The sequence below is a fragment of the Chryseobacterium sp. MHB01 genome (assembly GCF_034651565.1).
GTDB classification, from domain to species: Bacteria; Bacteroidota; Bacteroidia; order Flavobacteriales; family Weeksellaceae; genus Chryseobacterium; species Chryseobacterium nepalense.
In genome coordinates, this window is the sequence record NZ_JAYEDA010000004.1 from 203,681 (window position 1) to 230,241 (window position 26,561).

Annotated in this window: 22 protein-coding genes and 1 tRNA gene; 15 read left to right on the forward strand and 8 right to left on the reverse strand. The window is 37.6% G+C overall.

The window, feature by feature from the left end:
* Nucleotides 1-106 precede the first annotated feature (106 nt).
* From U9K52_RS08990 to gap, 6 genes are all read left to right on the forward strand, one after another.
* Nucleotides 107-1,366, forward strand: coding sequence for a putative DNA modification/repair radical SAM protein (locus tag U9K52_RS08990; RefSeq protein WP_248394887.1), 1,260 nt, complete (start codon nucleotides 107-109; stop codon nucleotides 1,364-1,366).
* A gap of 108 nt (nucleotides 1,367-1,474) precedes the next feature.
* Nucleotides 1,475-1,696, forward strand: a complete 222-nt coding sequence (locus U9K52_RS08995; RefSeq protein ID WP_263602297.1) for a type II toxin-antitoxin system ParD family antitoxin — start codon at nucleotides 1,475-1,477, stop codon at nucleotides 1,694-1,696.
* Complete coding sequence (locus U9K52_RS09000) at nucleotides 1,696-1,989, forward strand: type II toxin-antitoxin system RelE/ParE family toxin (protein WP_322926064.1); 294 nt, start codon at nucleotides 1,696-1,698, stop codon at nucleotides 1,987-1,989. The genes U9K52_RS08995 and U9K52_RS09000 overlap by 1 nt, the downstream gene beginning before the upstream one ends.
* A gap of 71 nt (nucleotides 1,990-2,060) precedes the next feature.
* The gene (locus U9K52_RS09005) at nucleotides 2,061-2,819 is read left to right on the forward strand and encodes a TIGR03915 family putative DNA repair protein (protein WP_263602295.1); all 759 of its coding nucleotides are present in this window, start codon (nucleotides 2,061-2,063) and stop codon (nucleotides 2,817-2,819) included.
* A gap of 161 nt (nucleotides 2,820-2,980) precedes the next feature.
* The gene (pfkA, locus tag U9K52_RS09010; protein ID WP_248394889.1) at nucleotides 2,981-3,967 is read left to right on the forward strand and encodes a 6-phosphofructokinase; all 987 of its coding nucleotides are present in this window, start codon (nucleotides 2,981-2,983) and stop codon (nucleotides 3,965-3,967) included.
* 29 nt (nucleotides 3,968-3,996) lie between these two features.
* Nucleotides 3,997-5,001, forward strand: coding sequence for a type I glyceraldehyde-3-phosphate dehydrogenase (gene gap, locus U9K52_RS09015; RefSeq protein WP_248394890.1), 1,005 nt, complete (start codon nucleotides 3,997-3,999; stop codon nucleotides 4,999-5,001).
* 59 nt (nucleotides 5,002-5,060) lie between these two features.
* Here gap and U9K52_RS09020 read toward each other — a convergent pair whose 3' ends face one another.
* Nucleotides 5,061-5,864, reverse strand: a complete 804-nt coding sequence (locus U9K52_RS09020) for a hypothetical protein (RefSeq protein WP_322926065.1) — start codon at nucleotides 5,862-5,864, stop codon at nucleotides 5,061-5,063.
* Between the two features lie 133 nt (nucleotides 5,865-5,997).
* Here U9K52_RS09020 and U9K52_RS09025 point away from each other — a divergent pair, with 133 nt between their 5' ends.
* From U9K52_RS09025 to htpG, 3 genes are all read left to right on the forward strand, one after another.
* Entirely contained in the window at nucleotides 5,998-7,194 is a 1,197-nt protein-coding gene (locus U9K52_RS09025) for an oxygenase MpaB family protein (protein ID WP_322926066.1), read from the forward strand.
* A gap of 191 nt (nucleotides 7,195-7,385) precedes the next feature.
* The gene (gene recA, locus U9K52_RS09030) at nucleotides 7,386-8,387 is read left to right on the forward strand and encodes a recombinase RecA (RefSeq protein WP_248394893.1); all 1,002 of its coding nucleotides are present in this window, start codon (nucleotides 7,386-7,388) and stop codon (nucleotides 8,385-8,387) included.
* Between the two features lie 238 nt (nucleotides 8,388-8,625).
* On the forward strand, nucleotides 8,626-10,518 hold the full coding sequence (htpG, locus tag U9K52_RS09035) for a molecular chaperone HtpG (protein WP_322926067.1): 1,893 nt from the start codon (nucleotides 8,626-8,628) through the stop codon (nucleotides 10,516-10,518).
* A gap of 104 nt (nucleotides 10,519-10,622) precedes the next feature.
* Here htpG and U9K52_RS09040 read toward each other — a convergent pair whose 3' ends face one another.
* Entirely contained in the window at nucleotides 10,623-10,919 is a 297-nt protein-coding gene (locus U9K52_RS09040) for an MGMT family protein (protein ID WP_248394895.1), read from the reverse strand.
* A 250-nt stretch (nucleotides 10,920-11,169) separates the two neighbouring features.
* Between U9K52_RS09040 and U9K52_RS09045 the strand changes: the two genes are divergently transcribed.
* On the forward strand, nucleotides 11,170-11,316 hold the full coding sequence (locus U9K52_RS09045) for a hypothetical protein (protein ID WP_263602291.1): 147 nt from the start codon (nucleotides 11,170-11,172) through the stop codon (nucleotides 11,314-11,316).
* A gap of 225 nt (nucleotides 11,317-11,541) precedes the next feature.
* Here the strand turns inward: U9K52_RS09045 and U9K52_RS09050 are convergent, their stop codons facing one another.
* From U9K52_RS09050 to U9K52_RS09065, 4 genes are all read right to left on the reverse strand, one after another.
* Nucleotides 11,542-12,516, reverse strand: coding sequence for a deoxyhypusine synthase family protein (locus U9K52_RS09050; protein WP_169232222.1), 975 nt, complete (start codon nucleotides 12,514-12,516; stop codon nucleotides 11,542-11,544).
* 26 nt (nucleotides 12,517-12,542) lie between these two features.
* Nucleotides 12,543-13,184, reverse strand: coding sequence for a hypothetical protein (locus tag U9K52_RS09055; RefSeq protein ID WP_322926068.1), 642 nt, complete (start codon nucleotides 13,182-13,184; stop codon nucleotides 12,543-12,545).
* A gap of 102 nt (nucleotides 13,185-13,286) precedes the next feature.
* A complete protein-coding gene (gene arfB, locus U9K52_RS09060) occupies nucleotides 13,287-13,679 on the reverse strand; it encodes an alternative ribosome rescue aminoacyl-tRNA hydrolase ArfB (protein WP_322926069.1) in 393 nt (130 codons plus the stop codon).
* 23 nt (nucleotides 13,680-13,702) lie between these two features.
* Complete coding sequence (locus tag U9K52_RS09065) at nucleotides 13,703-14,722, reverse strand: AMP-binding protein (RefSeq protein WP_322926070.1); 1,020 nt, start codon at nucleotides 14,720-14,722, stop codon at nucleotides 13,703-13,705.
* 99 nt (nucleotides 14,723-14,821) lie between these two features.
* Between U9K52_RS09065 and U9K52_RS09070 the strand changes: the two genes are divergently transcribed.
* Nucleotides 14,822-14,892, forward strand: a tRNA-Gln gene (locus U9K52_RS09070).
* Between the two features lie 102 nt (nucleotides 14,893-14,994).
* Here the strand turns inward: U9K52_RS09070 and U9K52_RS09075 are convergent.
* Nucleotides 14,995-15,201, reverse strand: coding sequence for a hypothetical protein (locus U9K52_RS09075; protein ID WP_248394900.1), 207 nt, complete (start codon nucleotides 15,199-15,201; stop codon nucleotides 14,995-14,997).
* A gap of 25 nt (nucleotides 15,202-15,226) precedes the next feature.
* On the reverse strand, nucleotides 15,227-15,517 hold the full coding sequence (locus U9K52_RS09080; RefSeq protein ID WP_322926071.1) for a helix-turn-helix transcriptional regulator: 291 nt from the start codon (nucleotides 15,515-15,517) through the stop codon (nucleotides 15,227-15,229).
* 195 nt (nucleotides 15,518-15,712) lie between these two features.
* Between U9K52_RS09080 and ccoN the strand changes: the two genes are divergently transcribed.
* The 4 genes from ccoN to U9K52_RS09100 all read left to right on the forward strand — a co-directional run bounded on the left by ccoN (nucleotide 15,713) and on the right by U9K52_RS09100 (nucleotide 26,556).
* Nucleotides 15,713-17,995 (forward strand): cytochrome-c oxidase, cbb3-type subunit I, encoded by a 2,283-nt coding sequence (gene ccoN / locus U9K52_RS09085; RefSeq protein WP_263602287.1) that lies wholly within the window; start codon nucleotides 15,713-15,715, stop codon nucleotides 17,993-17,995.
* 12 nt (nucleotides 17,996-18,007) lie between these two features.
* On the forward strand, nucleotides 18,008-18,895 hold the full coding sequence (locus U9K52_RS09090) for a cbb3-type cytochrome c oxidase N-terminal domain-containing protein (protein WP_248394903.1): 888 nt from the start codon (nucleotides 18,008-18,010) through the stop codon (nucleotides 18,893-18,895).
* Between the two features lie 299 nt (nucleotides 18,896-19,194).
* The gene (locus U9K52_RS09095; protein ID WP_323673785.1) at nucleotides 19,195-24,231 is read left to right on the forward strand and encodes a translocation/assembly module TamB domain-containing protein; all 5,037 of its coding nucleotides are present in this window, start codon (nucleotides 19,195-19,197) and stop codon (nucleotides 24,229-24,231) included.
* Entirely contained in the window at nucleotides 24,232-26,556 is a 2,325-nt protein-coding gene (locus tag U9K52_RS09100) for a BamA/TamA family outer membrane protein (protein ID WP_322926074.1), read from the forward strand.
* Nucleotides 26,557-26,561 lie beyond the last annotated feature (5 nt).

The window sequence follows — 26,561 nt, forward strand, 5'->3', positions numbered from 1 at the left end:
CTTTCCGTTGTTGATAACTTCAATCGAAAAAGATTGATATTTATCAATTTTGGAGCTAAATTTGAACCATTCATCTTATTCAACTTTAAGATAATCAATTAACAATATGAATTTTGACCGCCTGAAAGAAAAGCTTGAAATCCTTGCTGACGCAGCGAAATACGATGTATCCTGCTCCTCAAGCGGAGGTACGAGAAAAAATAAAAAAGGTGCTTTAGGAGACAGTTCCGTAAGTGGGATCTGCCATACTTATACCGAAGACGGTCGTTGTGTTTCACTTTTAAAAATTCTGCTTACCAATCATTGTATTTATGATTGTGCCTATTGTGTTTCCAGAAGTTCCAATGATATTAAAAGAGCAGCTTTTACGGTAGAAGAAGTAGTTGATCTTACCATTAATTTTTACAGAAGAAATTATATCGAAGGGTTGTTTCTTAGCTCAGGGATTTTCAAAAATGCAGACACCACGATGGAACGTCTGGTGAGAGTAGCTAAAAAGCTTCGTCTTGAAGAAAATTTCAACGGTTATATTCATTTAAAATCTATTCCCGGGGCAAGTGATGAGCTGATGCAGGAAGCCGCATTGTATGCAGACCGATTATCCATTAATCTTGAAATCCCCACGGAAAGCGGACTAAAACTTCTCGCTCCTGAAAAAAACCGTCAGGATATGCTGAATCCGATGAAATATATCCAAAACGGAATTGCCCAGTATAAAGATGAAAAGAAGATTTTCAGAAAAGTTCCGAAATTTGCTCCTGCGGGACAGTCTACCCAAATGATTGTGGGGGCAACCAATGAAAACGATCTTCAGATTATTAAAGTAGCGGATCATTTCTATAAAAATTTTAATCTGAAAAGAGTGTATTATTCGGGATATGTTCCGGTTTTGGAAGATAAACGGCTCCCTTCTTTAACGACAGAAGTTCCTATGCTTCGTGAAAACAGGCTTTATCAATCGGATTGGCTGATGCGGTTCTATGGCTTCAAAGCAGAAGAGATCCTTGATCCGAACATGCCTTTCCTCGATCTTGAAATGGATCCGAAAATGAGCTGGGCGCTTAGACATCTTGATCAGTTTCCGGTAAATCTCCAGACTGCTGATTACCAGATGATTTTAAGAATTCCGGGGATTGGTGTAAAAACAGCAAAAAAAATTGTTAGTGCAAGACGTTTCCAGGTTCTTACGATGGATCATCTCAGCAAACTGGGTGCAGCGGTTAACCGCGCCCGGTATTTTATTGATTTCAATGCAGGAAATGCTTATCTGAAATATTTAACAGATAAAAATTTTAGAAAATTATTAATTGGCGGAAGTTCTTCTAAGTTTCATAATCAGTTTTCGCAGCAATTGACTTTGTTTTAAAGCTTTCAATAACTCAACTTTCAATTTATTAACAATTAATCGATATTAACATAGTCCATATTTGCTAAATATAGATATAATCTGTAATTTTATTGAAAAGAAATAATAATGAATGTCAGTTTTACAAAAAAACAGGAAGACTATATTGCAGAGCAGATAAAATCAGGAGATTTTCAAAATGCAAGTGAAGTAGTGCGGGATGCATTACGGCTTCATGAGGTCTATCGTCATCGAATCATTGAAGAGCTGAAAGCCGAAATTGAAAAGGGCTGGCATAACAACAGTTCCCGATCTGTAAAGGATATTATTGAATCTAAGAAGAAAAAATAATGCCTGAAAATTACATCTTATCCGAAGCAGCGGATAAAGATTTGGAAGATATTTTTGATTATACATTAAATAATTTTGGTTTTGATCAGGCTGAAAAATATCTTTTGGAGATCGAAGAAGTTTTTCAAATTTTAGTCTTACATCCAGAATCAGGCAAAGCACGAAATGAAATAAAAGAAGGTTTATATAGTTTCCCGAAAGATAATCATATTATTTTCTATAGAGTTTTGGATAAATATATACGTATTGTAAGAATATTGCATGGAAGCAGGGATGTTCCTAATTATTTTTAAACCTTGTTTTCAGATTACATATACATTTCCAAATTATTACATTATTAAATTACCAGATTGTTACATTAAAAATGACTACCCTACTCTACGATGGCAGTTTCGACGGACTTTTTACCGCAGTATTTGAGGTTTTTGAGTACCGCTATAAGGATGTGGAAATAATCAGCAGGGAAAGGTTTCATCAGGAAAATATTTTTGCTGAAATTCACGAAGTAATTACACAAAATGATAAATCTGAAAGAGTTTTAAATAAACTTGAAAAAAATATTGGCAAACAGGGTATTCACGAATTACTTAAAGTATATCTTTCCGAAGATCCGGAAGCAGAACAGCTTATTTTATCGGCCGTAAAACAGTCTATCAAACATCCGGATGAAAATATTCTTCAGAATTATGCTGATGAAGCCATCTTAAAAATATCTAAAATTTGTAAATCCGTAAGTCGGGAACGACACAGAATGACTGCTTTTGTACGATTTGAAAAAATGCAGGATGATGTGTTTTTTGCTAAAATAGACCCCGATTTCAATGTACTTCCGCTGATCAGGAAACATTTTAAAGACCGTTACCAGGATCAGAAATGGATGATCTACGATTTACGCAGAAACTACGGACTCCTCTATGATCTGGAAACCTGCGACTTTTTTTATCCCGATGAAAAAATTGACCTCAATAAATATGAACAGAAATTTCATGATCAGGAAAAAAATTACCAGACGTTGTGGCAGCGGTATTTTATAAAAACCAATATTGTTGAAAGAAAAAATTTAAAACTGCATCTTCAGCATGTTCCTAAACGGTACTGGAAATATTTAACGGAAAAATGGTAAATCACATTTTCTGCAGAAATGCTTCATCTTAACACTTTTGCAGGTATTTTCAAACATTCACGTTTTAGACGATTTAAATAATTTATATTCAAAACTCTTCTCAAGTTACTGTTATTATCTGAACTTGTTTTTGTAAATTTGTGTTCGAAACTTTTTACTAGATGAAAGAGAGTGCTGTAAAAAAAATTGCAGTTCTTACCTCAGGGGGTGATGCTCCGGGTATGAATGCAGCATTGAGGGCGGTAGTGCGAACCGCAAATTATTATGATATCGAATGCTACGGAGTAAGAGAAGGCTACAACGGCCTTATAAACGGAGATTTTCTCAAGATGGGTCCCCGTTCCGTAAAAAATATAATCAACCAGGGCGGAACCATTCTGAAATCTGCCAGATCCATGGAGTTTAAAACCAAAGAAGGCCGCCAGAAAGCGTATGACCACTGTGTGAGACTTGGCATTGACGGATTGGTATGTATCGGCGGAGACGGAACTTTTACAGGGGCCAAAATCTTTAATGAAGAATTCGGGATCAGGGTAATTGGTATTCCGGGCACTATTGACAATGATATTTTCGGAACCGATAATACGATTGGCTATGATACCGCCTTAAATACAGCTATGGATGCTATTGACAAAATCCGTGATACGGCGACATCCCACAACAGAGTTTTCTTTGTGGAAGTAATGGGCCGTGATGCCGGATTTATTGCGCTGAACAGCGGACTGGCAACAGGAGCTCTGGATATTTTAATCCCTGAAAGAAAAGACAGTATTGATGAACTGTTCACCAATTTCAGAAATGCTGAAAAAACGGGAAAAGCTTCTAGTATTGTGGTAGTAGCAGAAGGTGAAAAACTGGCAAATGTTTACGAACTGGCAGAAAAAACAAAGAAGGATTTTCCGGATTACGATATTCGCGTGGCTATTCTGGGACACATGCAGAGAGGAGGTTCTCCAAGCTGTGCAGACAGGGTTTTGGCAAGCAGACTGGGCTACGGCGCGGTAACGGGATTAATGGAAGGAAAAACCAACGTCATGGCCGGAATGCGTTCTAATGATCTGGTATACACACCGATTGAAGAAGCCATTAAAAAACACAATGAAATCAATAAAGATCTTCTTTTGATTTCGAAAATTTTAGCAATCTAATATTTTAATATAATTTAAAACAAACTATTATGTCAACAATTAAAGTAGGTATCAACGGGTTTGGTAGAATCGGACGTCTTGTTTTCAGAGCAATGACAGAAAGAGATAACATTGAAGTGGTAGGAATCAACGACCTGATCAACGCAGAATACATGGCTTACATGTTAAAATATGATTCTGTACACGGTATTTTCCCGGGTGAAGTTTCCGTTGAGGGAAATGACCTTGTGGTAAACGGAAAAAGAATCAGAGTAACTGCCGAGAGAGACCCGAACAACTTAAAATGGAACGAAATCGGTGCCGATTATATCGTTGAATCTACAGGTTTATTCTTAGATAAAGAAAATGCTGCAAAGCACATCAACGCAGGAGCTAAAAAAGTAATCCTTTCTGCTCCTTCTAAAGATGATACGCCAATGTTCGTAATGGGCGTAAACCACACTGAGCTTACTGACGATATCAAAATTTTATCAAACGCTTCTTGTACAACAAACTGTTTAGCACCTTTGGCTAAAGTAATACACGATAACTTTGGAATCGTAGAAGGTTTGATGACTACCGTACACGCTACAACGGCAACTCAAAAAACAGTTGACGGTCCTTCCATGAAAGACTGGAGAGGTGGTAGAGCTGCTTTAAATAACATTATTCCTTCTTCTACTGGTGCTGCAAAAGCGGTAGGAAAAGTAATTCCATCATTAAACGGAAAATTAACAGGGATGTCTTTCAGAGTACCAACTGTTGATGTTTCTGTTGTGGATTTAACGGTAAGATTAGAAAAAGCGACTTCTTACGATGAGATCTGTGCTGCAATCAAAGCTGCTTCTGAAGGTGAATTGAAAGGTATTTTAGGATACACTGAAGATGCTGTTGTTTCTCAGGATTTCGTAGGAGATAAGAGAACTTCAATCTTCGATAAAGATGCCGGTATCATGCTTTCTCCAAACTTTGTAAAACTTGTTTCTTGGTATGACAACGAAATGGGTTACTCAAACAAATTGGTAGATATGCTGGTACATGCTGCTTCTTTGTAATAAGTAATGAGCAATCAGCAATGAGTAATATAAACCTTCCCGACGGGAAGGTTTTTTTGTTAATTTTTAAATGGGTTTTTATCTAATCTGAAAGAAATTCCAATAAATGGATTAATGCGGTATTGTGATTCATTTAAATTATCGTTGGTTACAGAACTATCAATGGTTTGTCCTATAAAATAATTCGAACTGGGCCGCATCTGTTTATGGACGGCTACACCCCCCGTCAAAATAATATTTTGTCCGATGCCTAATGAAGGTCCTAAAAAAACTGAAATTTCTTCAAAGTTAACTCCTAAACCTCCGGTAAAACCCGGAGATATATTTTCGTGATTATTGATAAAAGTAAACATAATAGCAGGCATCAATTCAATATGTTTTTGATCATTTACCTTATTCACTTTGTTATTGCCATCATCTGCCTTTTGCGATATAAATTTACTGCGATTGGTATAAAAGATCGTATTCGCACCAAATGTTATACTCCAGCTCCAGTCTGACCGGCTTCTTAAAATATATTTTCTAACTTTCGGAATACTATCATGGGTTGTCAAAATTGTATATTCTGTATTACTTCCAAATTTCAACTTGACTCCATTTAGACTGTTTATTAAATGATTTGATTCTTTATCACTCTTTAAATCAGTTGAGAGTTCGGGATATAAAACTGCTTCCTTATTAATGATAATACTTTTATAACTTCCTTCAGTTTGTAGGGAATATTTTCCTTTTTTTATTAAAACTTCAACTGAATCAACTCTTTGATTCATATCAATGGTTATCGTGTTATCAGTAACCGCAATTTGCCCAAATGTTTCTGCTCCCAAAACAAGAAGCAACAGCAATAAAATTTTTGTTTTCATGACTAATAATTTTTATACAAATTTTCAAAATCCATCAACATCAAGAAATTACCCTTTTGTAGTATTTTTAATCCAGTGCAGCTGACAAATTTCAGCTTCTTTTTTCGGCGTAAAACTTGTACTTTTATTTATAATGAAAAACACTATTTTACAGCCCAGGTTCAAAGATCATCCACATTTTAAAGACTTCTGGACAAAAGGCAACGGAAAGCAGCTGATTGATTTTTCCGGTGCAGAAGTAAGTTTTAAAGATTTCGAAGAATTCTCATCTTATTTTTATCATGTGGACGAAACAGGAGATCAAGTTGTAAAAGATATTTATTTCACTAAAAACTTTCGCGAAGCCTCAAAGGAAATGGAGCAGTATATTCGAAATGGCATTTCGGAAGACGAAAACACTCCACAAAGCATCAAACAAATGTTTTTGCAAACGCAAACTATTCCGGAATGGCTGGATTATGGTTTATTAAAAAGCGGCGCAGAGCTCTGCATGAGGGCTAACCTGGATTCCCTGATTTCACTTCGGGATTATTGCCTGATGGGAGGATATGATTTTGCTTATCTTAACAAACCGCTTATCATAACCGAAGCTTTAAAGAAAGGTGCTGTTAAAAGACTTTCCGAAACATTGGATTTCTGGGTAAATGTTACCCGGTACGATGCACTGGAACTCCATCATAAAGGCTATGAGTTTGCGATTAAAACAAGAATGATTCACTCTTACGCAAGACTTTCCATCAGAAAAAATTATAAAGATTGGGACACGGAAAATTGGGGAGAACCCATCAACTCCTGGGATATGATGGCCACGTATATTGGATTCAGCCTGGTTTTTCTTCATAGTCTTCATAAGCTGGGCAATGCTTATTCTGCACAGGAAGAACAAGGCCTTTTTCATCTTTGGAAATATGTAGGATACCTTCTGGGAATCCCTGAAAAACTATTACCGGACAATAAAAAACAGGCTACTGAATTTTTCTATATATGGACTTCTATTCAGCCGCCGGCGGATAAAGATTCGGTTCTGCTTGCTCATTCTTTATTAAATGAATCGCTTGAAAATCCTATCTTAAAGTACGAATTTCAAAGAAAAAATCTACGTTATTTACATATTTGCTGCACCTGGTTTTTATTGGACGACGAGGTTTGCAAAAGACTCCAGATTCCGGAAGTAAACGGCAGAAAAGCATTTCCGTTTGCAAAAAAAATGATCAACAAAATTTACAATAGAATAGTGAGCCGGGAACTACGAATCCGAAAAGGAAATAAAGACCAGATGAAAGTATTGAAAGATTATCTCAGGATTACCGACAATTCAGTTTTCCATTAGTAAACACCTGATAGTCTTGATGATTCATACATGAAAAGATAAAAAAACCAACTTTATCCGGAAATTGAAAAATGAATTACTGTGTTAAAATTTTATCATTTTTTTTAACTATAAAAACTGGTTTTAATGGTATGCAATATTAGTTTTTGACTATAATTTTTTGTATTTTTGATAAATTATTTAAACAACAGATGAGTAATATAGACGACAAGAAAAAAGCACTGGCACTGGTGCTTGACAAGCTAGATAAAACATACGGAAAAGGAACGGTAATGACATTGGGCGACAGCTCTGTGGACAGTACCATTGAAGTAATTCCTTCCGGATCTTTGGGATTAGACATTGCTTTAGGAGTGGGTGGCTACCCGAGAGGAAGAATCATTGAGATCTATGGTCCTGAATCTTCCGGTAAAACAACATTAACTCTTCATGCGATTGCAGAAGCTCAGAAAGCAGGAGGAATTGCCGCATTTATTGATGCAGAGCATGCTTTTGACAGAGGATATGCCGGAAAACTGGGTATCGATCTTGAAAACCTGATCATTTCACAGCCGGACAACGGGGAGCAGGCTTTGGAAATTGCTGATAATCTGATCCGTTCCGGAGCAATTGACATTGTGGTTATTGACTCTGTAGCAGCTCTTACCCCAAAGGCTGAAATTGAAGGAGAAATGGGAGATTCTAAAATGGGTCTTCACGCAAGATTAATGTCTCAGGCTTTGAGAAAATTAACAGCGACGATTTCCAGAACAAAATGTACGGTAATTTTCATTAACCAGCTGAGAGAAAAAATCGGGGTGATGTTTGGGAATCCTGAAACGACAACCGGAGGTAACGCTTTGAAATTTTATGCTTCTGTAAGAGTGGATATCAGAAAAGCAAGTGCACCAATCAAACAAGGTGACGAAGCTATCGGAAGCCGTGTAAAAGTAAAAATTGTGAAAAACAAAGTAGCACCACCTTTCAAACAGGCAGAATTCGACATTATGTATGGTGAAGGAGTTTCTAAAACAGGGGAAATTCTTGATCAGGCTGTAGAACAGGGAATTGTTAAGAAAAGCGGATCATGGTTCAGCTATGAAGATACAAAGCTCGGACAAGGCCGTGATGCGGTAAAAGATGTGTTGAAAGACAATCCTGAACTTGCTGAAGAACTTGAAAATAAAATCAAGGAAGAATTGAAAAACAAATAAATTTTTTAGTTTTTAAAAATATCGAAGACAGTCTGAAAAGGCTGTCTTTTTTATTGTTATCAAAAAAAATTATAATCGCAAAATCAAATTATGCTTTTAACTTCTTACTTCTAACATCTCACTTCACTTTACTTTACTTTACTTTACTTTACTTTACTTTAATTTAATGCCAAAATGTCACTTTCTGTCGAACGGTATTTTTTTTGAGAAAGAATACAAAAAATTAAAACTAAATATTATGACTAAAGGAAATATTAATGTATCGGTGGAAAATATTTTTCCCTTAATTAAAAAATTTCTTTACAGTGACCACGAAATCTTCTTAAGAGAGTTAATTTCCAATGCAACAGATGCCACCTTAAAACTAAAACACCTGACAAGCATCGGAGAAGCAAAAGTTGAATACGGAAATCCGAAAATTGAAGTAAAGATCGATAAAGAAAACAAGATTCTTCACATTATCGATCAGGGAATCGGGATGACAGGCGAAGAAGTTGAAAAATACATCAACCAGGTAGCCTTTTCCGGAGCTGAGGAATTTTTAGAAAAATACAAGGACACTGCAAAAGATGCCGGAATTATCGGGCATTTCGGGCTTGGATTTTATTCTGCGTTTATGGTTGCCGAAAAAGTTGAAATTATAACGAAATCCTACAAAGATGAACCTGCAGTTCGATGGATCTGCGACGGCAGTCCGGAATTCACTTTAGAAGAAACAGCTGACAAAACTGAAAGAGGTACAGAAATCATTCTTCATATTGCTGAAGACTCAACAGAGTTTTTAGAAGAAGGTAAGATTCGTGAATTATTATTAAAATATAACAAATTCATGCCTGTTCCTATTAAATTCGGAACAAAAACACACACATTGCCTTTACCGGAAAATGCTCCTGAAGATGCTGTTGCAGAGACAGAAGAAGTTGACAATATCATCAACAATCCGACTCCGGCATGGACAATCGCTCCAAGTGAACTGACTAATGAGGATTACATGAAATTCTATCATGAATTGTATCCGATGCAGTTTGAAGAACCATTGTTTAATATCCACTTAAATGTCGATTATCCGTTCAACCTGACCGGAATTTTATTCTTCCCTAAATTAAATAACAATTTAAATATTGAAAAAGATAAAATCCAGCTGTACCAGAACCAGGTTTTTGTAACGGATGAGGTAAAAGGAATTGTTCCGGATTTCTTAATGCTTCTTCGTGGAGTAATTGATTCTCCGGATATTCCGTTGAATGTTTCTCGTTCATACCTGCAGGCAGACGGTGCGGTAAAGAAAATTTCTTCATACATCACCAAGAAAGTAGCCGACAAAATGTCTTCTCTCATCAATGAAAACCGTGAAGATTATGAAAAGAAATGGAATGACATCAAAGTTGTTATCGAGTATGGAATTGTAACAGAAGAAAAATTTGCAGAAAAGTCTGATAAATTTACGCTCTACCCTACAACGGACGGAAAATATTTCCTTTGGAGTGAATTAGAAGAAAAAATCAAGCCTAATCAAACCGATAAAGACGGTAATCTCATCGTTCTTTACGCTTCTAATGCAGATGAACAGCACAGCTATATTCAGGCAGCAAAAGATAAAGGATATGAAGTCCTTCTTTTAGACTCTCCGATCATTCCGCATGTGATCCAGAAGCTTGAAACGTCAAAAGAGAAGATTTCATTTGCGAGGGTTGACGCAGATCATATTAATAATTTAATCAAAAAAGATGAGCCTGTTATTTCTAAATTGAATGAAACTGAAAAAGAATCATTAAAGAAATATGTTGAAGAATCGATCAATGATAAAAAATTCACTGTTCAGCTTGAAGATTTGGACAGCACAGATGCGCCATTTACGATAACACAGCCGGAATTCATGAGAAGGATGAAGGATATGCAGGCAACGGGCGGCGGCGGTATGTTCGGCATGGGCGGCTTCCCGGAAATGTACAATCTGGTAGTGAACTCCAATAGTGAATTCGCGGATCAAATTCTGAAAGCAGAAAATACAGAAGAAAAAAGCGGACTGATTCAGCATGCTTTGGATCTGGCCAAACTTTCTCAGAATTTATTAAAAGGAAAAGAACTGACAGATTTTATTCAAAGAAGCTATAAGCAGCTGGAAAAATAATACAATGATTTATACTGGTTCCGGGGCGACAAAGTCGCCCCGGAAATACAAAAGTTTCGGCGGAGCCAAAGGCTCCGCCGAAACTTTTTAACGAAATTTCTATCTTACAATTCCTTCATCGGGTCCCAGAACAATTTTTTAAAATCTTTAATCCTGAAATTTTCGACAACAATTCCTTCCGCTTCGAGTCTTTGCTGAAATTCAGGGACCGACAAAGTTCCTGAACTTGAAATCACACGATGGGCAGGAACATCCGGTGGACATCCTCCCATGGCTTTGCCCACATGCCGTGAATGATTGGGAAAACCTACAGCTTTCGCTATAGCTCCGTAACTTGTTACTCTTCCTTTGGGAACTAGTTTTGAAATTTCCCAGACCTGTTGTTTAAAAACTTCATTCATAATAAAGGATCATCAATCAAAAATAAGAAAATTGTACAACTTCAGGTAATTACTTACCATAGATCAAGATTCAATTTGTTTGTAATTTGTAAATTTAGTACATAATCAAAGTGAATTAAAAAAATATACGGAAACCCGTACATAGTGTGATGAAGTGTTAAGATTGCCTGCAGGAATGCCGGCAATTTTTATTTGCTTTATCTATATCAGCATTGCATAATTTTTGAATGTTACTATCAAAATATCGGTTATGAAAAAAGCATTTTTCCGTTGGCTGAATAAAGTCAATAAAGCGGTACTTCCGAAATTGAGCAACAAAGATCCCAATAAGCTGACAAAGATCCAAAAAGGAATCTTAGCCTACCGGTATTTTGTACTGGTGAATTCCCTGGACTGATTTGCGTGAGGGATATGAAGGGTGCGAGCGAGGCGAGCAGTCTCCTGAGACCGGAACGAAGTGGAGCCCGGAGAAGCCCGACCTGAGCCTTTGGATTGGTCTGGAGAAGGGCACGCCATTATTTGAATGACTCTCACTGATTTGCAGATTAAGATTTTTAAATAAAAAAACGTCCCAAAAATTGGAACGTTTGTATAAGTCTAAGCTTGAACTTCGAGTTCCAGCTTATGAATTTTCTAAAATGTAAGAGAACATTAAAGGTGCACAGATGGTAGCATCACTTTCAACGATAAATTTCGGTGTGGTAATATCAAGCTTACCCCAAGTAATTTTCTCATTCGGAACCGCTCCGGAATAAGAACCGTAAGAAGTGGTAGAATCTGAGATCTGACAGAAATATGACCAGAACGGAATATCATGCATTTCCATATCCTGATACAGCATCGGCACAACACAAATCGGGAAATCACCGGCAATACCTCCACCAATCTGGAAGAAGCCTACTCCTTTTCCTGAAGAGTTCTTTGTATACCAGTCTGCAAGATATGCCATATACTCAATCCCTGATTTCATGGTAGAAAATTTAAGTTCTCCTTTAATACAGTAGGATGCAAAAATATTTCCCATGGTAGAATCTTCCCATCCCGGAACAACAATCGGCAGGTTTTTCTCTGCTGCAGCGATCATCCATGAGTTTTCTCTAGGAATTTCGTAATACTGCTCCAGAACTCCTGAAAGGATCATTTTGTACATATATTCGTGAGGAAAATATCTTTCTCCTTTGTTGTCGGCATCTTTCCAGATTTCATAAATGTGTTTCTGCAGTCTTCTGAAAGCTTCCTCTTCAGGAATACAGGTATCTGTTACCCTGTTCAGCCCTCTTTCCAACAGACCCCATTCTTCCTGCGGCGTAAGATCTCTGTAATGAGGAACTCTTTCGTAGTGAGAGTGCGCTACAAGATTCATCAGATCTTCTTCAAGATTTGCTCCTGTACAAGAGATAAAATCTACCTTGTCCTGACGGATCATTTCTGCAAGAATTTTTCCTAATTCTGCCGTAGACATTGCTCCTGCCAGTGTAATCATCATTTTCCCGCCATCCTTAAGATGCGCCACATATCCTTTTGAAGCATCCACCAATGCCGCTGCATTAAAGTGCAGATAATACTTTTCTATGAATTCAGTAATCGGTTTGCTCATTTAATTATTTTTTGCAAAGATAAAACTTAAAAACGGAATGTAGCAGCTGCACTCAAAGAAACTCTGTGTAAACCTTCTTTTTGGTCTTCGCCAAAATCATAGGTAACACCGTTAATTTTCATTTTATTAAGCGTTCCTGCTGTAAGTCCGAGTTTTGGCCCAATCAGAATATTTTTTGTGATCTGGTACTGGTAAGCAAAATTAAGTTCGGCTCCTAAATTAGATCCTTTTCCTTTCACATTTGCCGTTTTAGTGCTGTACGAAATTACACCCAAACCTACATCAACGAACATTTTATGCCTGGTCTGCTCAGTAAAATTGGAAATCATAACAGCAGGACCGAAAAAATTGATCTGATCTTTTGTCGTTACGGGAAGCGAGACAGGCATATTATTCACATATCCTAAAATATATCCGTCACTCGAAGCGCTGAAGTTGGAATATTTTAACCCGACAGATACAATAGGATTTACCTGATAGTATGCAGAAATATCGAAATTCATTCCGCTTTTTAATCCTTTTACGTATTCTTCTTCCTCTCTGGAAAGTCCCGAAACCGTTTTAGCTGTTCTCCAGGCATATCCTACCGATGGAATAATTGAAAATTTCTGTGCAGATGAAAGCACCGATATAGAAATGAATGCGGCTGCAAAAAGTTTTCTGATCATTAGTTTACTATTTTGGGCGCAAAAATATAGTATTAAGGTGAATTATCCCATAGAAAAGAAAAATTTAACACCCTTCGCAGTCAAACTATAACAGCAGTTGAGTTAATACCTGGATTTCCGGTTCTCTTTTTTATCAGACAGTTTCTTTTTGGTGTCCAGCCGTTTTTGTTTTTGTGATTTTGAAGGTTTTGTAGCGAGCCGTTTTTTTGGAATAATCAGCGCTTGGTTTACAAGCTCGAGAATTTTTTCGATGGCTCTGGTTTTATTCATCAGCTGGGTTCTGGTTTCAGATACCGTTAAAAACAGAAAACCTTCGGCATTGATTCTGTTGTTCAGTTTATGATGAATGCGATCTTTCTGTTCGTCATTAAAAAATCCCGAATCGGAAACTTTCCAGAGAACCGTTACAGAGGTTTCCACTTTATTAACGTTTTGCCCTCCTGCCCCGCTGCTGCGGGAAGTTTTAAAAACAAGTTCTTTTGAAAAATCTTTCATAATTTATCGTATGCGTTAATCGGCTACAGTATGTTTTTTAATTCTATCCTGTTAACCTTCCCATTTGGCGTTCTCGGAATTTTTACTGTAAAAATAATTTCTTTTGGCCTGTGATAACTTTTTTCAAAAGGTATTTTTGAAATTTTATCAATAATTTCCTTAGATTTTTGTCCTTCGATAATGAGTATCAATTTTTGTCCTAAACTCTCATCTTCCCTTCCTATAAAAACTGCTTCATTCGGGATTTCTTTCTTTACTAAAACTTCCAGCTGTTCCGGAAAAATTTTAGCGCCTCCTGAATTAATTACATTGTCAATTCTTCCTAAAAACCTGAACTGGTTATTATTTTTAATTTCGACTAAATCGTTAGTTTGCAATACTTCTGTAGTAAGATGTGGTGCAAAAATTCTTAAACATCCTCTTTCATCCGTGGAAATATCAACATTTTCAAAAGCAGTGAAAAAAGATTCTGAAACCGGATAAATCTGTTTCAGAGCGATATGGGAAAGTGTTTCTGACATTCCGTAAGTTTCAAAAACCCGTTGAGTACTTTTTGATCCGAGTGTTTTGAAAATTTTATCTTTTAAACCTTCCGACACAGCCGCTCCACCAATAATTACATTCTTTATCCAATACAGATGCTCCAATGAATTTTCAACCTGCAGCGGTGTCATGGCACAGAAATCTATTTTTTCATTGATATTCTGCAAAGGTTGTACAGAAGGTGCTGTAACCTTAAGTATTAAATTTTTGACGGCAGACCGAACAATCATCATTTTCCCGGAGATGTATTCAACCGGTAGACATAGTAAAGCTTTATCTCCAAATTTTAATCCTAAAAAATTACAGGTCATTTCTGCGGAGGCCATCATTTTTCTTTTCTCAATTTCAAAAATCTTAGGAGTCCCCGTAGATCCGGAAGTCTGTACCGACACGGTTTTTTTATCAGAAAACCATTCTTCTAAAAAAGCATTAACTTTCTTTTCAAATTCGGTTTCGGAAGGTAAATGACTCAGATTGAGATTTTTGAAGTCTATCATCATAATGATCGTAAATAAAGGAAGTGTAAATTTAAAAAAAACTTGAAAAAGTTCTTGCAAATAATGAAAAAAGCTGTAAATTTGCACCACTCAAACAGAGAAAGACTCATGGTGTAGCGGTAACACTACTGATTTTGGTTCAGTCATCTGGGGTTCGAATCCCTGTGAGTCTACATAACAGGAGAAATGTTTATCATTTTTCCTGTTTTTGTTTTATCGTTATAATGGTTCAATTAAAGAATTAAACTGATTTGTATATTTACAAAAATCAAATATTATTTTTTCTGAACCGACCGGTAATAATTTCCAATATTAACAGCAACAGAGATTACCAATCCTCTTACAAACGACCAAAATAGAATTTCGTTTACATTATCTTTGGTAAAATCATAATCATTATAAAAATTGATATCAATAAAAAATATTACAATTGATATTGCCAAAGCACCTAACAGAACAACTCCCGCTCTTCTTAAATTCATTTTAAAATTAATTAGTTATAGTTTATCAAAGATCTTCCGGAATAGATATTCCCTTTTTCTTCATGTATTCCAAAAGTCCGTTATATTTTTTTTCGTAATCATTGGTTCCGCACTTATCGGAAATACTGCAAATCTCGGAAGGTTTTATGCCTAAAATGTCGGATATTTTCGTAAGAATTTCCAGATTGATTTTTACTTTTGAATTTTCAATATCAGAATACGCTTTCTGCGATATTCCCATCTCAAAAGCCATATATTCTTGTGTTAAATCCTTACTCCTGCGGATTTTCCTTATGTTTTGACCACATATTTTCATGCCATGCCGTTTTAGTAGTTTTCGGTATATTTTAGAAGGATATCTATTAGCCTTAGACAAAGTTAGTGAATACCTTTGGCAAAACATTATTACGCTACATGATATTTTTATTTATTAAGACTTAGGTTAAAAATTTACAGTAAAACTTTTGTTTTAAAATAAAGATTATCACTTCAGGACAACACCTTAGGAATTATGGAGACGCAAAAATTTAATTATGACAATAATATTGTCAGAGCATTTCTCTATGCTACAATTGCATTCGGTCTGGTAGGTTTTTTACTTGGTCTTACCGCTGCACTTATGCTTTTTTACCCCGAGCTTCCGGAGTTTTTATTTGGAACAGATGACAGCACCATTAAAAGTCTGGCTTCAGGAAATATTCAGGGATTAATAAATACACAGGGAGCCTTGGGCTTCGGAAGAATCAGAATGCTGCATACAAGCGCTGTTATTTTTGCTTTTGTATGTAACTCTTTTTTCTGTGGAGCATATTACAGCATGCAGCGTTTGCTGAAAACAAGAATGTACAGTGACACCCTGTCCTGGCTGCACTTCTGGACATGGCAGATCATGATTGTTTCAGTAGTTATTACTTTCCTGATGGGGATCAATACTTCCAAAGAATATGCAGAACACGAATGGCCTATTGATATTTTAATTACCATCTCATGGGTAATTTTCGGAATTAATATGTTCGGAACCATCGCCAAAAGAAGGGTAAGACACCTTTACGTAGCCATCTGGTTTTATCTGGGGACTTGGATTGCCGTAGCCATGCTGCACATTTTCAATAATCTTGAAGTACCATTATCATTTACTTCATGGAAATCATATTCTATTTATGCAGGAGCTAAAGATGCCTTGGTACAGTGGTGGTATGGTCACAATGCGGTTGCATTTGTACTAACGACGCCTGTTTTAGGTTTAATGTATTATTTCTTACCTAAAGCGGCGGACAGACCGGTATTCTCCTATAAATTATCAATTATTCACTTCTGGTCATTGATCTTCGTTTATCTTTGGGCAGGCCCTCACCACCTTCAATATACCGCTTTACCGGCTTGGGCACAAGCGGTGGGAACAGGTTTTTCTATTATGCTTATCGCACCATCCTGGGGAGGTATGCTGAACGGATTACTAACTTTGAGAGGAGCCTGGGATAAAGTAAGAGAAAATCCTATTCTTAAATTCTTCGTTGTTGCAGTAACCTGCTACGGTATGGCAACGTTTGAGGGACCATTATTAGCTACAAAATCTTTAAATAAAATAGGACACTACACCGACTGGGTAATCGGTCACGTACATATCGGGGCTTTGGGATGGAACGGTTTCATGGCATTCGGAATTGTCTATTACCTGATTCCGGTGATGTGGAGAACTCCGCTTTGGTCTAAAAAACTGGCCAACTTGCACTTCTGGCTGGGAACTTTAGGAATTATTTTCTATGCAGTACCAATGTATATCTCCGGATTTACTCAAGGATTAATGTGGAAGCAGTTCAACCCGGACGGAACCTTGGTATGGAAAAACTGGCTGGATACCGTAACGGCAATTATTCCTTATTATAAAATGAGGTTTTTAGGAGGTTTGTTTTATATCTCAGGGGCCATCTTAATGGTTGTCAACGTAATCAAAACGATCAAAGCCGGTTCATTCCAGAAAGATGTTCCTGCAGAAGCACCAGCTTTAGCAAATATAGGAAGCGCAAGAAAAGAAGGCGAAGGACTACACCTTTGGATAGAAAGAACCCCGAGAATTATGGCCATACTGGCATTTATTACCGTTGCAATCGGTGGCCTGGTGGAAATCATTCCTACATTAACATTAAAACAAAGTGTACCAACCATTACTGCCGTAAAACCTTATTCTCCGCTGGAACTGGAAGGAAGAGATTTATATATTCGAGAAGGGTGTAACGCCTGCCATTCCCAGATGATCAGACCGTTCCGTGATGAAATCGTACGATTTGAAGGTAAAAATGGACAATATTCCAAAGCGGGAGAGTTTGTATACGACAGACCATTCCTTTGGGGATCAAAACGAACCGGACCGGATCTTCACAGAGAAGGCGGAAGAAACCCTGATTCATGGCACTTTAAACATATGTACAACCCAAGAATTACTTCAGCAGGTTCTATTATGCCGCGTTTCCCATGGCTGATTACCAACAAATTGGATAAAAAACAGATGGTAGATAAAATGAAGCTGATGAAAAATTATTTCGATGTTCCTTATACAAAAGCTGAAATAGATTCCGCCAATCAGTGGGCAGATAACCAGGCAAAAGGTATCGTTAAAAGAATTTATTCCGAGGCAGCTGATGTGAAGCAGCAGGTAGAAAAAGACAGAATGGCAAAAGGATCTTCTTTCGTTCCGCTTGAAGAAAGGGAAATCGTAGCCATGATTGCCTATCTGCAGAGACTCGGAACAGATATTAAAACCACTCAGATCCAAACCGCAAGTGCAGATAATTAAAATTGATTAGCAATGAAAACAAGAACTCCAATTTCAGTATACATTATTGTAACCATAGGTTTGACAATCATGGCATTCGAAATGTTCGCTCATGATTCAGGATATTTTTCTTCTCCTTTTTTCTGGGGGCTGATGCTGATTGCCATTATCCTGCTGCTGATTATGAATTCTATCGGCGACCTCATCGAAAATCAGAATTTCAGCAGACTTTCGGATGAAGAAAAGGCTTTATATATCAAAGAAAAAAGCACACCCTATTTTCAGAAACTATGGAATTCGGCTTTCAAAAAACAGTCTGCTACAGAGGAGAAAGATATTCTTATCGATCATGGATTTGATGGGATTACAGAACTTGACAACGCGCTCCCAAAATGGTGGATCGGGCTTTTCTGGTTCGGATGTATTTTCTGTGCCGTGTATCTTACAGCGTTTTCGTTCACCGAATATGCGCACCCCGAAGCAGAATTAAATCATGAAACTAAAACCATGCTTGCGTCCATTGCTGAATATGAAAAAACAGCTCCGCAAATTAACCTTGAGTCCGCAAAATACAGTGCAGATAATGTAACCGAAGGCCAGGAACTCTTTAAAACCAACTGTGCAACCTGCCACGGAGAAGGGGCAAAAGGAGGTATTGGTCCGAACCTTACTGATAAATACTGGATCAACGTGAAAGAAAAAAGCCTGTTTAAAAATGTGTTCTGGATGCTTGAAAATGGATCACCAAATAATCCTACGATGCGGCCTTTAATCAAAGAAGGAACCATCACCGGAAGAGATGCCGAAAAAATAGCAGCGTACATTTATCACATCAACCAGGAGACCGCTTCCATCACACCAGCGCAGGGAGGTGCAGCTCCTCAGGGCCAGGAAGTACAATGGGAAAACGGAAATGATTAAAAACTTTTAATCTCAACATATTATCTTAAACCATGCCAAGCCCCTTTTTGAATAACTAAACTAACATTTATAAATTCATTTTTGCTAAACCTTTTCAGTAAAGAAAATGAAAAAAAGGGGCTTTTTATAAACACAAAATCCAGGCTTTGACTGTCAGCATCAACTATTCACTTGACACTCAACTAAACTAAATTCCATTAGATTGGCAGTCAAGGCAGGATTTTTGCATACGCAAAGGGTACCACAACAGATGAGCAGTACGATAAGTATTGCTATATTTGTTTTAAACCCAATCACTCTTGAAACTGAAAATCAACAAAAGAAAACTCTTTCGGCGTTTTGTTATTACCATTATATCCATTTTGGTATTCATTGTGTTACTAATCCTTAGCTTAAGACTTCCCGCCGTTCAGAACTTTGTTAAAGACAAACTGGTTGTTTACCTAGAAAAGAAAATCAAAACCAAAGTAAGCCTGGAAAGAGTATACATAGGATTTCCTAACAGTCTTGTGATGGAAAACCTTTATTTAAAAGGTCAGAATATCGATACTCTTCTGGCAGTAAAAAAGCTTGACGTAGGGCTGAATATGATCAAACTGATCAGTTCTACTGCAGACATTACATCCGTTGACCTCGAAGGAGCCCGCGCGAATGTCGTGAGAAAACCGGACGGAACATTCAATTTCGATTATATCCTCGATGCCTTTGCTACAACAGACAAAGAAGAAAGTCCTTCAAAACCTTTTATTATTTCATTAGATAAAATCAAACTTAAAGATATCGGTGTTACGTTTAATGATCAGCAGTCGCGTAATGATATCAAAGTTTATTTCAAATCTTTTGATACGAGGGTGAAAACTTTTGATCTTCAGAATAATTCTTATGCCGTTAATGATATTAATCTGGACGGCCTGAAACTTAAACTCAAGCAAGATCTCGTAGAAGAAGTTTCCAAAAAAGTTGAAAAAAAAGTAGATTCTCTCAACAATAAAAAACCGATGCAGCTTGGATTGAAAGGTATAAAACTCACCAATTTCGATATTGATTACGGGGACGACAATACCAGAACTTTCGCTAAAGTTTTATTTAAAGAGCTCAGCACAAGAGTAAACAAACTTGATCTTGAAAATAACGCTTATGATGTTGACAATGTATTTCTTTCCGGAGCCAACATCAATGCCAATCTTTATCTTCCGGCTAATAATGCCAATCCCAAAAATGATGAATCTAAAGATCCTAAAACGTCCGAACAGCAGAAAGCACTTAGTCTTTTGTTGGGAAAACTTGTTGTTAATGACGTAAAAGTAGCTTATAACAATACTGCAATCGCTCCTACAAGACAGGGCATGGATTTTAACCACCTGAATTTTTCAAAGCTTAATGTGGAGGTGAGAAAATTCAAAATGCAGAACAATACGTTTGCCGGATCGGTAAATTCTGCCGAAATTCAGGAAGCAAGAGGATTAGATATCCGGGAATTCAATACCGATTTTGTCTACAATGAAAAAGAAGCTTATTTAAAAGATCTTTACCTGGAAACGTCAAGAACAATTTTGCGTGATGAGGTGGTTTTAAATTATAATTCTATCGAACAGCTCTCTTCAAATCTTGGAGCTGTTAAAATTTCAGCAAATATCAAAGATTCAAAAGTAGGTTTTGCAGATATCCTGAACCTTGCGCCGAACCTCAGAAATACCGCACCATTTAACAGATACCCAAATGCTGTGTTAAATGTTAATGCCTACGTAAAAGGAAATGTAAATGACCTTCTGATCAACAATCTTAAAGTATCAGGTATTGATCAGCTGAGAGTAGCAGCATCAGGAAGAATTAAAAACGCTACCAATCCCGACAATTTATATTACGATCTGAGAATTGCAGAATTGTCTTCTTCAGCGAGAACGATTTACAATCTGGTTCCAAAAAACACGATACCTTCCAATATTGCCCTGCCTTCCAATATGAGTATTAAAGGAACGGCAAAAGGCACAACTAAAATTGTAGATGCCAACTTTAACCTCTACTCTACTTCAGGAAATGCATCCGTTGTAGCCAAAGTGGATATGCGCAGGAAAAACCGCGAACTGTATGATGTAAAAGCCAATCTTCAGGGATTACAGATCGGAAGAATTATTAAAAACAAGGACATCGGTTCTGTCTCTGCACAGATTTATGCGAAAGGAGAAAGCTTCGATTTCAAAAATGCCAATGCAGACCTGAGAGGACATGTTGCATCTGCAGTGTACAAAGGTTACCGCTATCAGAATATGAATCTGACCGGAAAAATACGACGTGGCGCTTACAATATTGTTTTAAATTCCAAAGATCCTAATGCCAACATGCAGCTTACGGCATCCGGAGTGTATAACGAAAAAAATCCTACGGTAAAGGTAAACGGAAATATATTGAAACTCGATCTTAATAAACTGGGATTCTATAAAGACCAGATGATTCTCGCAGGGAAAATAGACGGAGATTTCACCAATTTAGATCCGGACCACCTAAACGGATATCTGAATTTAAAAGATTTTGCTTTCTCGGACACCAAAGAAATTTATCCTGTTCAGGAAATCAACTTAAAAGCATCATCAACTGCTGATTCTACCAACATCATTTTCAATTCACAGATTGCGGATGTAGAACTGAGAGGAAAATACCGGCTTACCCAAATATTCGGAGCTCTAAGCCAGACAATCAACCAATATTACCAGTTTCAGAAACCGGCGAAAAATGAAAAAATTGAAGCAGGACAGTTTTTTACTTTTAATGCTAAAATTAAAAATGATGATCTCATCAGAAAATTTGTACCGGAGCTGAAAAGTTTTGAAACCATTAATATTACAGGAAATTACGATGCTGATTCCCAAAAAATAGAAATTGACGGACAGATTCCGCAGGTTTTATACGGTGAAAATTCTATTGAAAATGCAAGATTGCAGGTTACGAATGAAAATCAGGCTTTACAATATAATCTTAATGTCGCCGCATTAAAAAGTTCCAGCTTTGCTTTGAACAAAGTGAACATCGGAGGAAATATTGCCGATAATATCATCAATTACAATATCACCACCAAAGATGCGAAAGATGAAACACAGTTCCAGATTGCCGGTAACGCAAAATCCATGAACGATATCACAGAAATTTCCCTCAATCCGGATGGATTAAAACTCAACTATACCAACTGGACGGTAGCCGAAGGCAATAAAATCCAGATCAGCAATGCCGGTATTCTCGCGGATAATTTCAGGCTCTCTAATGGAGGCAGTGAGATTCTCTTACAATCCGAAACGCAGTCTCCGAACGCACCGCTGAATGTTTCACTGAAGGATTTTAAGATCGAAACCATAACCGAACTTATTAAAAAAGACACCTTACTGGCAAGAGGAAATATCAACGGAACTGCCCAATTACGGAATCTTACCAAAAACATGACGTTCACTTCAGATTTAAATATCTCAGATCTTATTGTTTACGAAAACCCTGTAGGAAATCTTGCCGTAAAAGTTAATAATACCTCACCAAAGATTCTTAATGCGGATATTGCCCTTTCCGGAAATAATAATGACGTAAAAATTGTCGGAGATTATAACACTTCTTCAAGCACGTTTGACCTTAATATGGCCATCAACCAGCTTCAGATGAAATCTGTACAGGGCTTTTCGATGAACGCCATCACCAATACGGAAGGTTATATTTCAGGAAATCTGAAAATCACCGGAACAACTGCTCAACCGAATATTTTAGGTAAAGTAAAATTCAACGATGCAGGACTCGAAATTGCGAAAACAGGAAGTGACTTCAGGAATCTTGATGATGAAATTGATTTTACGAGCCGAGGAATTGAATTCAACAATTTCAAAATTAAGGACAGAGACGGAAATTCTATGAATATTGACGGACAGGTTCTTACCCAGACGTACAGAGATTTTGCCTTCAATCTTGATCTGAATGCCAAAGATTTCAAGGTGGTGAATTCAGAAAAATCCAATGAAGCGATAATGTACGGCGTTCTTTCCATAGACGCTGCATTGCAGGTTCGCGGAAATCTGGATCTGCCGAAAGTTGACGGAAGATTAGCCGTTGCAGACAATACTGATTTCACTTTTGTCCTTCCGCAGTCATCTCCCACTTTACAGGAAAGAGAAGGCATTGTTGAATTCATTGATCAGGATCAGGTTGCTCTAAATAAAACCATCAAGGCAGATTCTTTAGATTCCCAAAGCAGAATTAAAGGAATGGATGTAAACGTCAATATTGAGCTGAGCAAAGAAGCGAAACTTTCATTGCTGATTGATAAAGCAAACGGAGATTTCGTAAAACTTCAGGGGGAAGCAGAGCTTACGGGCGGAATTGATCCTTCAGGGAAAACAACTTTAGTAGGCGTTTATGAAGTGGAATCCGGAAGTTATGAAATGTCTGTAAGTGTCTTAAAGAGAAAATTCGATATCCAGAAAGGAAGTACCATTACCTGGACCGGGGAACCGACCACTGCCACTCTTGATATTACAGCCGTCTATAAAACGGAAGCTGCCCCTATTGATCTTGTAGAACAGCAAATCAGCGGCGAAGAAGCATCAACACTGAATCAGTTTAAGCAAAGAATCCCTTTCAATACCTTATTGAAAATGCAGGGTGAATTGCTGAAACCTGTTATTACATTCGATATTACTACCGATGAGAAAAACAACGCTGTTTCTTTCAATGTCACCGATATCGTAGACCAGAAGCTGGCACAGCTGAGAACCCAGGAATCTGAAATGAATAAGCAGGTTTTTGCTTTATTGTTATTGAACAGGTTTATTGGTGAAAATCCTTTTGAATCCGGAGCCGGACTTTCCGGAGAAATGATGGCAAGACAAAGTGTGAGTAAAATTCTTTCCCAGCAGCTGAATAATCTTGCTTCTGATCTTATCAAAGGAGTTGATCTTAATTTCGACCTGGAATCCTCAGAAGATTATTCCACAGGAACCCAGAACACCAGAACCGACCTGAACGTAGACATCAGTAAAAAACTCCTGAATGACCGCCTGAAGGTTTCCGTAGGCAGTAATTTCGGGCTGGAAGGGGAAGCGCGCCAGAATGAAAACATGACCAACATCGCAGGAGATGTTACGGTAGATTACAGTTTATCCAAAGACGGAAGATATATGCTTCGGGCATATCGTAAGAACGAATATCAGGTAGCACTTCAGGGACAGATTGTGGAAACAGGATTAGGGTTTATCATTACGCTGGATTATGACAAATTCCGGGATATTTTCAAAAGATCGGGAAAGGATAAAAAGCAGAAGGTAACGAGAAAAAATAACCAAAACCAAGTTGTAGAATTTAAATAAATGAAAAAAAATTATCAGACCTATTTCAAATATATCATCACATTCGGAATGGCTTCTGTTGCGGTTTCCTGCAATACGAGATACCTGAAGGATGGCGAAATGCTTTATACGGGAGCAGAAATCAACATTGAAAATGATACGGTTTCCAAAAAAGAGAAAAAAGATCTTAAATCTGCCCTGGAAGCCAATCTTACTCCCAAACCCAATTCCAGTTTTTTAGGATTAAGGCCAAAACTTTTCTTTTATAATATTGCCAAAGAGCCTAAAAAAGAAAAAGGATTCAATTACTGGCTGAAATATAAAGTGGGTGAAAAACCTGTACTGCTTGGTGATGTAGACCGTGAATTCAATAAAGACATCATCGAAAATTATTCTGAAAACCAAGGATATTTTAATGCTAAAGCTACTTATGATACGGTGTCCCATAACAGGAAAGCAAAAGTAATTTACACTTTACGGCCGGGAGCAAGATATCTTATCAGCGATGTGAAATTTCAGCAGGATTCAACACTGGTTAATCAGGAAATTCAGAATCTTACCGGTAAAACGTTACTGAAAAAAGGACAGCCTTTTGATCTTGACGTTATCAAATCCGAAAGGGAACGCATTGACAACGGTCTGAAGGAACGCGGTTTTTATTATTTTCATCCCGACAATATTATTGTTCAGGCAGACAGTACGGTAAGTAAAAACCACAAGGTGGAACTGAATGTAAAACTGAAAGACAACACTCCGGATCTTTCCACCCAACAGTTCAGTATAGACAAAGTAGTTGTTTTCCCGAATTATAATATCCGGGACGTGAAAGAAGGGAAATACAGCGTCCCTATGAATCCGGATTCCCTTCAGAAGTACGCTCATGAAGACATCTATGTGATCGATCCTGAACATAAATTCAAACCCAAAATTTTTGACAGGGCTCTGTATTTTAAAAGAGGAGACCTTTACAACCGTACCAATCATAATCTTACGTTGAACAGACTGATCAGTTTAGGGGTATTTAAATTTGTAAAAAATGAATTTGTTGTTTCAGATTCTTTGCAGCATAAATTTGATGCCTATTATTTATTAACTCCGCGCGAACTGCAGTCGCTCCGCCTGGAAGCATTAGGAAGAACCAATTCCGCCAACTATGCGGGAAGTGAGCTCAATCTGAACTGGACCCACAGGAACTTTTTCAGAGGTGCGGAACAGTTCAAGGCATCTGTGTATGGTGCATTTGATGTGCAGATTGGCGGACCGGAAAATGCCAAAAATATTTTCAGGGCCGGAACCAATGTGCAGCTTTCCATCCCGAGAATTGTGGCGCCATTCAGATTTAATTCTTCCAGTGCATTTGTCCCGAGAACGAATATCACGCTGGGTTATGAATTCCAGAACCGTACGGAATATTACACGCTCAATACCTTCAGCGGTTCCTTCGGCTACGTATGGAAAGAAAATGCAAGAAAGGAACATGACCTGAAAATCCTGGACATTACCTATGTTTCTCCGGCCAATGTTACGCCTTTATATAGAGAGCGCTCAGCAGGTAATGATGCAATGCAAAGAGTTGTTGAAAAACAGCTGATTTTCGGGCCTACTTATTCCTACACTTATACCAACACCATGTTGCCGAAGGCCAATACGATTTATTATAAAGGAACCCTTGATCTGGCAGGAAATATTACAGGCCTTCTGACAGGGGCGAATGTTAAAAAAGATAAAGAGAAAAGTATTTTTGGAGTCCCATTCAGTCAGTACGCCAAAATTGAGAATGACTTCAGGTTTTACCATAAATTCAATGATAAAACATCTCTTGCGACCCGTGCTATTGCAGGAGTTGCCTATCCTTATGGAAATTCAGAATACATTCCTTTTTCAAGGCAGTTCTTTTCCGGAGGAAGCAACAGTGTAAGAGCATTCCGGGCGAGAACATTGGGTCCGGGAAGTTTTGATCCCAGAACCATTCCTGAGGGATTCTACTTTGATCAGTCCGGTGATGTGAAACTGGAATTAAATGCTGAATACCGTGCGAATCTATACAAATTTCTGAATGTTGCCGTTTTTGCTGATGCGGGAAATATATGGCTAATCAATGATGATCCCCAAAGACCGGGTGCCAAGTTTTCCAAGGAATTTTTAAGTGAAATTGCCGTAGGAGCCGGAGTTGGTCTGAGACTTGATTTCTCTATTTTAATTCTGAGACTCGACCTCGCAATGCCATTGAGAGTACCTTATTATGAAAGGGGCGACCGCTGGACTTTTGATAAGATTAATTTCGGCGATTCCAACTGGAGAAGAGATAATCTTATCCTGAACATTGCAATCGGGTATCCTTTCTAAATTTT

Coding starts and splice junctions, on each gene's coding strand:
- U9K52_RS08990 (WP_248394887.1), top strand. CDS start 107: ATGAATTTTGACCGCCTGAAAGAAAAGCTTGAAATCCTTGCTGACGCA.
- U9K52_RS08995 (WP_263602297.1), top strand. CDS start 1,475: ATGAATGTCAGTTTTACAAAAAAACAGGAAGACTATATTGCAGAGCAG.
- U9K52_RS09000 (WP_322926064.1), top strand. CDS start 1,696: ATGCCTGAAAATTACATCTTATCCGAAGCAGCGGATAAAGATTTGGAA.
- U9K52_RS09005 (WP_263602295.1), top strand. CDS start 2,061: ATGACTACCCTACTCTACGATGGCAGTTTCGACGGACTTTTTACCGCA.
- pfkA (WP_248394889.1), top strand. CDS start 2,981: ATGAAAGAGAGTGCTGTAAAAAAAATTGCAGTTCTTACCTCAGGGGGT.
- gap (WP_248394890.1), top strand. CDS start 3,997: ATGTCAACAATTAAAGTAGGTATCAACGGGTTTGGTAGAATCGGACGT.
- U9K52_RS09020 (WP_322926065.1), bottom strand. CDS start 5,864: ATGAAAACAAAAATTTTATTGCTGTTGCTTCTTGTTTTGGGAGCAGAA.
- U9K52_RS09025 (WP_322926066.1), top strand. CDS start 5,998: ATGAAAAACACTATTTTACAGCCCAGGTTCAAAGATCATCCACATTTT.
- recA (WP_248394893.1), top strand. CDS start 7,386: ATGAGTAATATAGACGACAAGAAAAAAGCACTGGCACTGGTGCTTGAC.
- htpG (WP_322926067.1), top strand. CDS start 8,626: ATGACTAAAGGAAATATTAATGTATCGGTGGAAAATATTTTTCCCTTA.
- U9K52_RS09040 (WP_248394895.1), bottom strand. CDS start 10,919: ATGAATGAAGTTTTTAAACAACAGGTCTGGGAAATTTCAAAACTAGTT.
- U9K52_RS09045 (WP_263602291.1), top strand. CDS start 11,170: ATGAAAAAAGCATTTTTCCGTTGGCTGAATAAAGTCAATAAAGCGGTA.
- U9K52_RS09050 (WP_169232222.1), bottom strand. CDS start 12,516: ATGAGCAAACCGATTACTGAATTCATAGAAAAGTATTATCTGCACTTT.
- U9K52_RS09055 (WP_322926068.1), bottom strand. CDS start 13,184: ATGATCAGAAAACTTTTTGCAGCCGCATTCATTTCTATATCGGTGCTT.
- arfB (WP_322926069.1), bottom strand. CDS start 13,679: ATGAAAGATTTTTCAAAAGAACTTGTTTTTAAAACTTCCCGCAGCAGC.
- U9K52_RS09065 (WP_322926070.1), bottom strand. CDS start 14,722: ATGATGATAGACTTCAAAAATCTCAATCTGAGTCATTTACCTTCCGAA.
- U9K52_RS09075 (WP_248394900.1), bottom strand. CDS start 15,201: ATGAATTTAAGAAGAGCGGGAGTTGTTCTGTTAGGTGCTTTGGCAATA.
- U9K52_RS09080 (WP_322926071.1), bottom strand. CDS start 15,517: ATGAAAATATGTGGTCAAAACATAAGGAAAATCCGCAGGAGTAAGGAT.
- ccoN (WP_263602287.1), top strand. CDS start 15,713: ATGGAGACGCAAAAATTTAATTATGACAATAATATTGTCAGAGCATTT.
- U9K52_RS09090 (WP_248394903.1), top strand. CDS start 18,008: ATGAAAACAAGAACTCCAATTTCAGTATACATTATTGTAACCATAGGT.
- U9K52_RS09100 (WP_322926074.1), top strand. CDS start 24,232: ATGAAAAAAAATTATCAGACCTATTTCAAATATATCATCACATTCGGA.